This window comes from Mesorhizobium sp. WSM3873, assembly GCF_001672445.1.
In the GTDB taxonomy this organism is placed as follows: domain Bacteria; phylum Pseudomonadota; class Alphaproteobacteria; order Rhizobiales; family Rhizobiaceae; genus Mesorhizobium.
In genome coordinates, this window is record NZ_LYTM01000041.1 from 1 (window position 1) to 11,965 (window position 11,965).

The window sequence follows — 11,965 nt, forward strand, 5'->3', positions numbered from 1 at the left end:
GCTCCGGTATCGCCGGTGGCGCCGGTCGCACCTGTGGCGCCGGTTGCTCCGGTCGCGCCCGTCGAGCCCGTCGCTCCGGTATCGCCGGTGGCGCCGGTCGCACCTGTGGCGCCGGTTGCTCCGGTCGAGCCCGTTGCTCCGGTATCGCCGGTGGCGCCGGTCCCACCTGTGGCGCCGGTTGCACCAGTCGCACCTGTGGCGCCGGTCCCACCTGTAGCGCCGGCCGCTCCAGTCGAGCCCGTTGCTCCGGTTTCACCCGTAGCGCCAGTCGCACCTGTACCGCCGGTTGCACCGGTATCACCCGTGGCGCCAGTCGCACCTGTAGCGCCGGTTGCTCCAGTCGCACCCGTAGCGCCGGTCGCACCCGAAGCTCCGGTATCGCCGGTGGCGCCCGTTGCACCGGTCGCACCTGTGGCGCCCGTCGCGCCCGCGCCGGTAGCGCCCGTCGCGCCTGATGCTCCGGTCGCGCCGGTCGCACCTGTGGCGCCCGTCGCACCCGCGCCGGTAGCGCCCGTCGCGCCTGTTGCTCCGGTGGCGCCCGTCGCGCCTGTTGAACCCGCGCCCGTAGCGCCGGTCGCACCCGTGGCTCCGGTCGCGCCAGCCGGGCCGGTCGGGCCTACTTGACTCGTGATGGCGAAACTCCCGCCATCGAAGTTATTGTTATTGGTGGGATTAGCCGCGCCGGATGTGAAAATATACGTATTACCGGGGCCAGGCGTAAGTGTACCCATTACGCCAAAATTCTGGTTGTAAATGGTATAGTTATGCGTGGTGTCTGGAACTGTTATCGTTGCAGCAAATCTGAATACCAAACCGTTGGTTGCAGATGGAAGCTGGAAGCTACCGACCACCGTGTCAGGAGTGGCTGTTGTATCCACCAAGTAGTATGTGTTGACGTTACTGCTATTGCCGGGGCCAGTAATCGTGCCAGTAAGCGTCAGATCACCCGCGACCAGGAGCCCGATGTAACTTGCTACGCCAACTGGGGTCAGCGGCGGCAGGGGCGCCGACGCGCCCGCACGTGCGGGTAGTTCCCACGCACCGCCCAGGACTGCCGCACCGACAAGCGAACTGGACGCGCAGACATCCACGCCGATGGCCGCTTCCAAAGCGTCGACGAACGCATCGCCGGCCTTTCCCAACGCCGTCTCGCAGCTCCATAGCCGCAGTTCGCCGTCCGCAGCGAGCGCCCTGCCGATTGCGGCGAATTCCTCAGCCGCGCCCTTCAATGTCCCGACCGACCATTCTCCTGAAGCGAAATTAACTCGACCCGGCGCGCCATGCGCGATGATGTGGACCGCGTGCAGCTCTTCGTGCCCTCTCAGCGCCGCAGCCATCTGCGCCGCCGGCGCTTGACGGCCATCGAGCAGGATGGCCTGGACCCCCGGCCGCACGTTGCTCAGAACAGTCTCGAGATCGGAGATCGAAGGATCCACAAAGAGAATTTCAGAGGCACGGGCCATGACTGGCTCCTGTTCGCTTCCAATTCATTTCAAAAGGGAAACCGCCCACCGGCTTAGTCGGCGAGCGGCGCGGAAACGGCGCTTGGCCGCGGTCATCTTCCGGACGGCCCGATGGCGCCGCTTGGGCGGCCAACGGCAGGGGCCTCCACGCGGAGGAAACCGGAGGCTTGGAAATTCCCGCCTTCGTCAAATGTCCCGATCGCGAGAGAGCCGGCGGTGCTTGGAACCTTGACGGTTATTGCGACAGCGTGGCTTCGCTTGACGGCAGCGGGAAGAATGACCTGGCCGACGATCGCGTTCTTGGCGGCATCCAGAATGAAATAGGTTATATGCTCGGTCGCGTCGCCGATGGGCAAAACGCCCCTAACGGTCACATCCATTCCAGTAGACAAAGTTGCGTAGGTCATCATGCACTCCCCGATTAGCGGCGGCTGGTGCCGCGGCTTCTCTTGCTTGACACTTGATTTTCAATCACCGCAGTACCGCCCTCGATCCGACGGGCTTGGCCGCAAGCTCGCGCGCGAAGACGTGATGGGCTGCAGCCTTTGCTCCAGACGACTCCCGGTCCGATCGGCGGGCAGGAAGTCGCAGACGGCGCCGTTCGCGGACGGCACTCGGCCTGAATAGCTCTGTTGAGATTTGGTTTGGATACGGGGCACGGGAGCAATCCGCAGCACCTTGCAGCAACAAATTTCCCGCCGGCGCATAGATAGGCACGGCCTGCGGCGCTCAGTTGCGGATAGGTTTGAAGTTTGTCGAAGCGGCGGGCTTCAAACTCCCTGGGAAACGCACGTGATATCACGTGATACACGATCCACTCCCGTCACAGCCGACGCCGATCTCTTGGCGAAAACTCGCGAGAGAGCTCCGGAGTGGAAAACCCGATCGACCCGAACAAAAAAGACAAACGCTTACGCGGCCGCGCGCTCACTAAACGCACGTGCCTTAGTCGTCCGCGACTTTGGCCTTAGCTACTCCGGAACCCTCTGGCTTGACTCCCCTACGACTTCCGCAGAATGCCAGCTACCCACGACCTGTGGGCCCCCCCTCACAGCAGCAAATTAGTAAATTTGAAAATTAGCGATCTGTAAACTATGGAAGCGACTAAACCGGCCTACCTCTAAAGTATTAGGTCGGGAAATATTACAAACCGAAACTCTAGAAAATATTTTTTAAATCCATAACTTAACCCTCACCGCGGCATTTGCGTCAAGCCCGGAAACGTGATCGAGCTTGAGCACTGTCATCCCCGTTGGGGCGTCGCGACGGGGTCGACGCCAACCACCGCTTCGTCGATCTTGACGTCGCTCGGCAAATGGCGGTGAAGTGGGCGGAGATCGTCTGAGGACCTTACCCGCTCCAGTGGCGGGACAAGTAGATAATAGGAGCTTCGAGACGGCTCCGCGAATTCATCCGCGGCACGAAGAATGGCATTGCTGAACGTCGCGCAACGTCAGAGCGAGAGATGGCAATTTCACGGATGACCACGGGCAAGCGACTTTGCCTGAACATGATCGTCAAGAACGAGACGGCGAACCTGCAGCGCTGTCTGGAGGCGGTCGTCGACCACATCGACTGCTGGGTCATCGGCGACACCGGATCGACCGACGGGACCCAGGATTACATCAGGGCTTTCTTCGCCGATCGCGGCCTGCCCGGGGAGTTGCATCAGTTCCCCTTCGAGAATTTCGAGCAGGCCCGCAACGCCGCCCTCGATCATGCATATGCTTCGTCGCTCGCGTATGACTATCTGCTTTTCGACGACGCCGATATGGAGTTGGTCGTCGAGGACGCGGGCTTCCGAGCGCAGCTCGACTGTCCCGGCTATCGGCTGCTCCAGCGCTCCGGTTCCAACCTCGCCTATTGGAACACCCGTATCGTCCGGCGCGATGCCGGTGCCCGCTACCGTGGCGTGACGCATGAATATCTCGACGTTCCCGGCGACGTGAAGGAACTGCAGGGCGTTTGGTACAAGGACCATGCCAGCGGATCGAACCGCGTCGACAAGTTCGAGCGCGACATCAAGCTCCTACTTGAAGCGCTGGAAAAAGACCCGGAGAACCACCGATACTGGTTTTACTTGGCGCAGTCCTACCGCGACGCCGGACGCGCGGCCGAGGCGGCGGTGGCCTACGCCAAACGCGCGGCGATGGGCGGCTGGGACGAGGAAGCATGGAACGCCCGGCTGCAGGAGGCGCGCTGCTTAAAAAAACTCGGGGACGATGCAGGCTTCGTTCGCCAGGCGCTTGCTGCCTTCAATCAGCGCCCGCAACGTACCGAACCCCTCTACGACCTCGCGCGGTTCCATCGCGAGAAGGGGATGAATGACGCCAGCGTGCTGTTTTCGGAAGCCGGTCTGGCGATCAAGAAACCCGAGCAAGACATCCTGTTTCTCGAGGATTTCATCTACACGACGGGCCTTCGCGAGGAATACGCGATCGCGGCAAACTACGCCAGCGATCCATTGCGCAAGGACCGCGGGTTCGCAGTGTGCAATTGGCTGGCGCTGAGCCGCGGCATCGCCGACGGTTCCCGCGATCTGGCGCGCTCCAACCTGTTCTTCTACATCCAGCCCGCCAAGACGATGATGCCGTCGTTCACTGCGCAACCGGTCGGGTTCATGCCCCCCGACGGCTATCGGCTCTCAAACCCCTCCGTGGCTCGCTGGGACAACCAGATCGTAGTGTTGCAGGGGGCCATCACCTTGGCGGCGGCGGAAGAGAATCTCCGGGCTCGAGCGCCGGATCGAGCGGCGGTGCACACACGCAATTTCTTGCTGCGCATCGACAGCGAATTCGGGATCGCATCGGCCGATGAGATTTCACAGCCGACCGACTTGCCGCGACCTGCCTACGGCTGCGGCCTCGAGGCTATGCGCCTGTTTGCCTGGGAGGGGCAATTGTGGAGCAGCGCCTATATGCGCGCGCCGGCGGCAGAAGGCGAACCGGTCATCGCGCGCATCGACGATGGCGGGCCTGCACCATACCGGATGACTGACTGGCGCGTGCTCCGGCCGATCGGTGCGAAGGTGAACGGCAACAACTGGCTCCCCCTCGTCAAGCCGGCTGGCATCGGCACCGACCGGGAGCGGCTGCAGTTCCTTTCTATGGGAGATTCTATCCGCATCGTCGGCGATCAAGGGCAGACGATATCGGAAAAGCCGTCTTCCGTCGCTGCCGACGAGCTCAAGGGAGGCACCCAGGCGATTGCCTTCGAAGGCGGATGGCTGACACTCGCGCTTGAGACGCGGGCAAGGCCCGACGGGGCTCAGCCATACTGCCAGCACCGCTTCGTCTGGTTGGACGAAACAGGCTGCTTGGCAAAGATCAGCCGGCCGTTCTTCTTCAATGAAAAGGGGGTTGAATTTGCCGCCGGCCTAGCCTGGCACCCAAAAGACGAGCGCCTGCTGATTTCGTACGGCGTCGCCGAGAGCGAAGCGTGGATCGCCGCCGTCGATGCCTCGGAGGTAAGCTCGCTGCTGGAGAGGACCGAGTATTTGTTCGCAAGCGAGGCATATTGGAGCTCACTTGCGACGACGTCGGCGGACGGTGCGACCATACAAATTGTGGCGGCTCAGCAGCGCAAAGAACCCGGCGACCTCCATCAACAAACCCGGCCTGACAGCAGACTCCCGAAGGAGGCGAGCAGGATTGTCCTCTCCGGCAATGCGAAAGGCACAGAGGAGGTCCTGCTCGAGCTGGCGCCGTTCCTTCGCTTCGCAGACTCGCCGCATGAGCGTCGCGATCAATCCTGGGCGTTCGATAGCCGGATAGCCCCCTTCCTGGACTGGGGAGATGCCGCGCTGCCTCAGATCCACTGCTTTTACGAGGTGCTTTCCGACACTGCGAAGCATCTGACCCTGATTGCCGCCACCACGTCGATGCGCGCGGCAGGCCATCCCGTGAGGGTCTGGAGCTACTCGCCGAACAAGCTTCAATTCCTCGTGCCATTCGGCGTCGAGGTACGCGCCGCGGATGACGTGATGCCGCGCAGCTTGTTCGAGCGAATGGTCGCCGGCTCCGAGATCCGCTATTTCAGCGACGCCTTTCGCTACGCCGTGCTTTACGAACATGGCGGGTTGTGGATGGATTGCGACGTGGTCATGCTGCGACCGTTTCCGTTCCGCGGCGATTACTTTTTCAATCTGCAATGGCGCGGCGGGCACCAAGGCCACTTCGTCTGCGGCAACGTCATCTATGCCGAAGCCTTCAGCCCCCATTTGAGAGCGCTCTACGAGATGTCAATCGAGCGCTTCTTCGGTGCAAGCGGCAAGGGATTTGGCGAAATCGGCCCGAAACTGCTCTCCGACTACATTGCTTCGGATCAAGGCGCCGAGCTGCGCGATTGGGTCTTCGGGCCGATGTTCTTTAACGCGATCGATTGGACCGAGATAGGCGAGTTCGAAAAGCCGCTCGCCGATGTGGCTGTCTACCTGAATGATGAGCGTGTCTTCGGAACACACCTGTGGACGGCACGAAATGAGGCTCGCTCGGGCGGGGAAGGAGCGCCGCTCATCTCCTTGCTGGTCGAGCCGCTGCGGAGCTTTCCCACACTCATCGATCTTGCTGATCGCTTCAACACCGACAAGAACCGCCATACCGGCAACCGGCATGCTTACGCACGCGTCTACGAGCGGCTGCTGTCGAGCCGGAGACTTTCCATGCGGAGGCTATTGGAGATCGGCCTCTGTCGCATCGCGGCGGAAGGCAACCAGTCCGAGACGCCCTCGGTCTCGCTCTGGCAGTCCTATTTTCCTTACGCCGAGGTGATCGGTGTCGACCTGACGGATTTTTCTCAGTTCAACAATGAGAGGTTCAAGTCTTTCGTTTGCGATCAATCCAAGCTGGAGGATCTGCGCTCCGTCGCGGCGAAGCTGGAACCGGGCTCGCTTGACGTGATTATCGACGACGGCAGCCACGCCTCGTTCGACGAGCAACTGACGCTGCGCGAATTCTTCCCGCTGCTCGCAGAGGGTGGATGGTATTTCATCGAAGACCTCGACTGGCAGCCAACAGGCGAAAATGCCAGTGAAATTACACTCACCAAGCATCTATTGCGAGAAATCCAACAGCACGGCACGGCCCGATCAATCGACCCGGTCGGTATCAGCGACCTTGCCGATCAGTTTGCCGAAATCCGGTTCTTCGACAGCCACTTCGAGCTTAGCCAGGCAAAATTGCTCGGAGGGCTAGTGGCGATCCGCAAGCGCGGAGGCGTCGGCCTTGTTCGATGAGCGTCACAGGGCGGTGCGGTCGGGTTCGGGCGAGTCCAGCCGTTCAGCGGGAGGTCGCTTAGCGACTGCGTCCAATCGCGGACCCCTTCCTTGAAGATCGCGGTCTACACCATCGCGTTGAACGAAGCCGCACATGTCGAGAGGTGGGCAAATTCGGCTGTCGGCGCCGACTATCGGATAGTCGCCGACACCGGCAGCACCGACGACACGGTATCGCGACTGATCAACGCCGGCGTTACCGTGCACCGGATCGCGGTCCGCCCATGGCGCTTCGATGACGCCCGAAATGCCGCCCTGGCGCTCATCCCCGCCGACGTCGACGTGTGCTGCACGATGGATATGGATCGTTTCCTCGAGGCCGGCTGGCGCCCCAAGCTGGAGGCGGCCTGGAGACCCGAAACGACAGCCCTCTATTGTCAGACGATCTATAGAGCGAGTGTCGACGACCCCAGACCGTTGCGGCAATGGGCCACCAAGAATTTTCACCATCGCTGGGGATATCGCTTCAAGCGCCCCGTCCATGAGGCCCTCGTCTTCACCGGAGAAAGGGAGGTGGTCACGACCAGCAACGACCTGGTCATGTTCGAGGTGCAGGACCTGGCCAAGCCAACCAGGAGCAGCTACCTGCCTCTGATGGAGGTTGCCTACAAGGAAGATCCCGACGACGCACAGATGTGTTTCTGGCTCGGGCGGGACCTGATGTGGGCCAACCGGCCCGACGAGGCCGTTCAATTGCTTGAGCGCTACCTTGGCTTGCCGACAAGCACCTGGGGCGAGGAACGGTCAGAAGCGATGCGCTACATCGCACGCATGATGCCGGACCAGAGATTGGTGTGGTTGGACAAAGCGCGAATGGAAGCGCCGCATCGGCGCGAGATCTGGGCCGACCTTGCGGAGGAACTCCACGGCAGGGCCGACTGGTTGAATCTGTTCTGGGCGTGCAGCAACGGAATCGAAAACACTCGCCGCACCGGAAGCTATCTCGATGACCCGAACTGCTGGGGCTTTCGGCTGTTTGATCTGGGCGCCATCGCCTCATGGCACCTGAATGCGATGGACCGCGCTGTGGAATGGGGGCAGATGGCGCTCGAGCTTGACCCGGGCAATGAGCGTCTCAGGAACAACCTCGATTTCTTCATTCGGCGCCGGCACGAAGATCGAGCATCGCCGCTCGGCGAAGTGGGTGTCCGGTGAAGGCTATCGGTTGCCTGATGGGACGGACTGGCCGACTGCGGTCAACGCCAGCCTCTCGCTCACGTATTGATCCGTACCGATTCCTCCGGCCGTTCGTCACTGATGACAAGCGGCGGCAAGCACACATAGGCTTTGAGCGAGGGCATCACGCCCGCCATGATGCAATCGATGCCTGCATTGTTCAGCCTTAGGCCGAAGCCTGCAAAATCCACGATCATCGGCCGTATCGGAAGGCACCACTCCAACAGCGCGCGCGCGCCACGTGGCGAGACGGAGTAACAAACCGTGCCGAGCAGATAGCGCGCTCGAAGCAGAGCCGGTTCGATTGCCGCCTCCTGGAAGTCAGCAATATGCGTCATGACTTCGCCCGGAAAGAACTCCAGCCTGGCACCGGTTCCGCCGGGAAGGGCATCTAGCCAAGCATAGCATCGCAGACTTGCACTCCACAGGATGAAATCCCAATCGGCCGGGATGTTCGCCAAGAGCGCGTTCGTATGTCGTTCGAACTCGCGAGAGAAGATCGCATCATCTTCGGCAACCGTTATCACCTTGTGCCGACCGACGGCCTCTCTCCAGAGCGTCACGTGCGAGATGGCGCAGCCCAGACTCCCAGGCGCATACTCCAAATCCGAACTGATGACCCCACGCTCTATCAGCTTGTCGCGGTCGATGGATTTTCCGTCAAATCCGGAGAACCTCCGGACTTCCGGCAGGTGCGAGTTCAACTTGCGAAATTTATCCAGCCGCCCGACACTTCGATCGAGATTGATTACATAAATCTCCGACATGACGCTTTTAGCCCCATTTTGGCGATGGTTCGTCCATTCACTCACTTTGCATCGAGCGAACCAGCTTGCGCCCCGGCCTCCACTTGAGAGAACTTCAAGTCTAGCCGGATCGGTGGTAGCTGGCGAGACGGCTTGGACCAGGCATTCGAACTTTTGGAGGATTTGCGTCCGCCAACTGGAGAGGCTATGAGGCGCCGAGATTTGGCGGTTGGCATCATCGTTGCGGCAGCATCGGCTACCGCAATGGCAAAGTTTTCGGCCATCCTGGACCCGGGCTATGCAGCTATGCCATCCCCCCGGAATAAGACGCCCGCGACGCTTCTGTCCGCCCCCCTCGAACTCGCGGGCAATTGGGGCCGCATGCTCTCGCAAGCGGCAGAACAGGTCGTTGAAAAGGCGCGGCGCGCCTGCCTGGACGGCGTCCGACTGCTGTCTGATCGCCAGCCGGCAAGGCTCCGCGTCGACCGCCATGGCACCGGACAGCCGGCGATCTGGCTGCATCCCGACGGCAGCAGTATGGCCTGGATCATTGTCGACATCGGCGAACGGGACTGGTCGAAGCTTGCCTACCAGTTCGGCCATGAACTCGGCCATGTGCTTGCCAACAGCTGGCAGGCCGATGCGAAGCCCGCACCGCCTTGCCAATGGCTGGAGGAAGCCATGGTGGAGGCCTTCTCACTGCGAGGCCTGGGACGCCTGGCGAAAGACTGGAAACAGGACCCGCCTTTCGCAGGTGACAGCGCTTTCGGCGATGCCATTGCCGAATATCGCGCGGACATCATCAAACGCTATACCGCGCTCGCCGACAGCCAGGGACTTACCCGAGATGCTGCGAGGTGGTTCGCCAACCACCGAAACGAGATCGAAATTCCAGGTCTCAATCCGTTCGCGCAAGCAATGTGCCTGACCATTCTCGCAGAATACGAACAGGTTCCCGATTGCATTGAGGCGCTGGGCGCGCTCAACCGCTGGCCTGGCCGCAGCGGGGTTCCAATCGCCGAATATCTCCGCCGATGGAAAAAGAGCTGTACCGAATTGCACGCCTCGCCGCACCTGCCGGTCCGACTCCAGCAATTGTTGCATGTTACCCGGGAGCGACGCTAACCAAAGCTCGGCAATGTGGCGGTAATCTTGTGATCGGACACATACGGGGGCCTGCGCGGACGCTACGGGTCTCCAAAAAAGCAGGGACGCCCAAGCCGGCAGTTGGTCAGCGGCCGTCCGTATGTCGTGGCTGATGTGGAAGGGATTGTTGCTTGGCAGCGTCCGGATCGGTCTCCTTCGCCTTGGGCTCGGAGTGTCGCCGACCATATACAAGCCTGAACACAATCGCGAGATAGCCGACCTGCAACAGAAGCGCGGCTAGGAGGCTCCAGGCAATGCTCATCCAGACGGACCTCGTGGCCTCATAGGCCCAGGTTCCGACTAAGCTCGACGTGATCAGCATTCCGACCAGAAACTGAGGAAAGTACATCTCCCCAATCCTGCTTCCAGGCACTCGAGGCGAAAATTTCACTATTTTAGCAATCGAGCAAGTATCGCCATCTGTACCAATTTCGACGCAGCACCGAGCTTCTCATTCGAACAGCACGGTAACGGAAGACGCTGGAACGTCAGGCCGAAAGCTTGGAGGATGACGTGTTCTTAGGAGAATTCCGAGTTGGAAGGCGAGCGGATGTCCGGCGGGGTGGCGATATCAAACAAGGTCGCCAGCGCGTACACACCCGCCGGGGAGTGAGCGACTGACGAAGATGTGGGGACTTTGCGTGGGCCTTGCTGCACCGATTCCTGCCGCAGTACGCCGTTCGTTTCGCTTTTCCATTTTCTCGCCCGAAACGAAGACGTAAGGCTTACCCGCGAACCGGCCATTAGAAGGACGCAAAAAGGCGGACCAGGGAATACCGGGTCCGCCTTGTCTGCCGACGGGCTTCGGGGAAGAAGGCTGGGTTCGGCAAACTATCCGAGGCAATCTCAGCTGGCGTTGATGCCGAGGCTCGGCAAACAGAACAGTGCGCTTTTTTCGCCGCTCGCTCAATTAGCTCAATGGGCTTCAGCTCGATCAGATTACCATGTCGCCTCCCCAAAGTGCAGTGGGTTGGGCGAAGGACATGCATCAAAAGAAGGACTTGATGCATGTCGCGCAAACTTGTGCAGCGGTTTTTCGAAAAAGACATGCACAAAACAAAGACTTAAAAGCGTATTTCTCGATCCATTTCGCCGCGATGCGCTCTAGCCGGCAGCACCCTATGTTGTTTTTTTCACAGTCAGCGACACGTTTTTGTTACATTAAGATGCAACCTTAATCTCTGGGTGGCTAAGGTAATCGGAGATGACATACAAGTCGGTTCAGGAAACCCTCCGTGCAGCTGGAATCGTCATAAGCAAGAAAGGCGATGTCCACCGCATAAACTTCTTCGGCGGCCTGGAGGACACCGCGCACTATACCACGAGCCTCAAGGAGGCGCTGGAACGGGGCCTTGCGATGGCAAGACCGCAGCGCTCGTAGCCAGCGCCGTTGATTGGCAGCTGTGTTCCGCTGCGGCGAGCGCCTTGATCGCCTGGTCAATTCAGGCGAGATGCGCAGCGAACCGACTCTACGAGGCTAAGAAGTTCATCCCAGTAGGGCGTAAGGTCTAGGCCGAGACCAGCGCCGTAGGACAGCAGAGAGAACTGTTGCGCCAGTTCATCCTGCAGACGCCGGGCTTCATCCGGATCAGAGATGGAAATGGTAGCCATGGCGGCCAGATCACGGCACCTGGCATCGGTTTCAAAACCGAGACCGCCAACAATCACGCCGAGTTCGACCATCATCGATATGAGTCGCACAAGCCCCCTCCGGCGATCTGCGCAACACAAGTGGCTGAAAACCAATCACGATTGATCAGAAATGGGAAGCCCATTTCGGGGAATCCCACAATCTTCGTAAATCACCTCCCGTGGAAACGACGTTTTTCCTGAGGAGTACTGTACCAGAAAGTCGTGATCGCAATAGAAGGCGGCCGGGCAAGGTAGGCCTGCGACGTCACGGATCGCTCTGCTTTGCCGGAAGGCGCTTTTCAGCGCTGTCGCGCTGGAGGCTCGCCGCTGGAAGTTCCTCCAGGCACGGACAGAATGGACCGAGGCTCGATGTCGCCGCGTCCCGGGCAGATCGACGGGCGAATGGGCTGAAGCGGATGGGCGCCCGGGCGGACGCCCATCCAACCTCGTCATGACATGAACGCGGGCCGAACTTAGCCGCTGCCCCCGGAACCGCCCGATCCGCCACTGCCGCCGGAACCGCCCGAGCC

Annotated in this window: 7 protein-coding genes and 2 pseudogenes; 4 read left to right on the forward strand and 5 right to left on the reverse strand. The window is 60.7% G+C overall.

The features are described 5' to 3' along the window. From A9K71_RS32945 to A9K71_RS22755, 3 genes and pseudogenes are all read right to left on the reverse strand, one after another. Window positions 1-731 (reverse strand): annotated as a pseudogene (locus A9K71_RS32945) (hypothetical protein); the annotation flags it as partial. Window positions 732-968: 237 nt separating this feature from the next. Next, window positions 969-1,463: pseudogene (locus A9K71_RS32950) on the reverse strand (DUF4347 domain-containing protein); the annotation flags it as partial. 92 nt (window positions 1,464-1,555) lie between these two features. Further along, entirely contained in the window at window positions 1,556-1,870 is a 315-nt protein-coding gene (locus A9K71_RS22755) for a hypothetical protein (protein WP_143749081.1), read from the reverse strand. Between the two features lie 1,073 nt (window positions 1,871-2,943). Here A9K71_RS22755 and A9K71_RS22760 point away from each other — a divergent pair. Continuing rightward, on the forward strand, window positions 2,944-6,696 hold the full coding sequence (locus A9K71_RS22760; RefSeq protein WP_067001316.1) for a glycosyltransferase: 3,753 nt from the start codon (window positions 2,944-2,946) through the stop codon (window positions 6,694-6,696). Window positions 6,697-6,786: 90 nt separating this feature from the next. Then, on the forward strand, window positions 6,787-7,890 hold the full coding sequence (locus A9K71_RS22765) for a glycosyltransferase (RefSeq protein WP_067001317.1): 1,104 nt from the start codon (window positions 6,787-6,789) through the stop codon (window positions 7,888-7,890). A 59-nt stretch (window positions 7,891-7,949) separates the two neighbouring features. Here the strand turns inward: A9K71_RS22765 and A9K71_RS22770 are convergent, their stop codons facing one another. Next, window positions 7,950-8,678, reverse strand: a complete 729-nt coding sequence (locus A9K71_RS22770) for a glycosyltransferase family 25 protein (RefSeq protein ID WP_067001318.1) — start codon at window positions 8,676-8,678, stop codon at window positions 7,950-7,952. A 243-nt stretch (window positions 8,679-8,921) separates the two neighbouring features. On the opposite strand from A9K71_RS22770, the gene A9K71_RS22775 reads away from it, so the two are divergent. Next, window positions 8,922-9,782 carry a hypothetical protein gene (locus A9K71_RS22775; protein WP_067001319.1) on the forward strand — a complete coding sequence of 287 codons (861 nt, stop codon included), beginning with the start codon at window positions 8,922-8,924 and terminating at the stop codon, window positions 9,780-9,782. Between the two features lie 1,225 nt (window positions 9,783-11,007). Then, window positions 11,008-11,184, forward strand: coding sequence for a hypothetical protein (locus A9K71_RS32165; RefSeq protein WP_170950440.1), 177 nt, complete (start codon window positions 11,008-11,010; stop codon window positions 11,182-11,184). A 56-nt stretch (window positions 11,185-11,240) separates the two neighbouring features. On the opposite strand, the gene A9K71_RS22785 is transcribed toward A9K71_RS32165, so the two are convergent. Further along, window positions 11,241-11,489, reverse strand: coding sequence for a hypothetical protein (locus tag A9K71_RS22785; RefSeq protein WP_067001321.1), 249 nt, complete (start codon window positions 11,487-11,489; stop codon window positions 11,241-11,243). Window positions 11,490-11,965: the final 476 nt, after the last annotated feature.

Coding starts and splice junctions, on each gene's coding strand:
- A9K71_RS22755 (WP_143749081.1), bottom strand. CDS start 1,870: ATGACCTACGCAACTTTGTCTACTGGAATGGATGTGACCGTTAGGGGC.
- A9K71_RS22760 (WP_067001316.1), top strand. CDS start 2,944: ATGACCACGGGCAAGCGACTTTGCCTGAACATGATCGTCAAGAACGAG.
- A9K71_RS22770 (WP_067001318.1), bottom strand. CDS start 8,678: ATGTCGGAGATTTATGTAATCAATCTCGATCGAAGTGTCGGGCGGCTG.
- A9K71_RS22775 (WP_067001319.1), top strand. CDS start 8,922: ATGGCAAAGTTTTCGGCCATCCTGGACCCGGGCTATGCAGCTATGCCA.
- A9K71_RS32165 (WP_170950440.1), top strand. CDS start 11,008: ATGACATACAAGTCGGTTCAGGAAACCCTCCGTGCAGCTGGAATCGTC.
- A9K71_RS22785 (WP_067001321.1), bottom strand. CDS start 11,489: ATGATGGTCGAACTCGGCGTGATTGTTGGCGGTCTCGGTTTTGAAACC.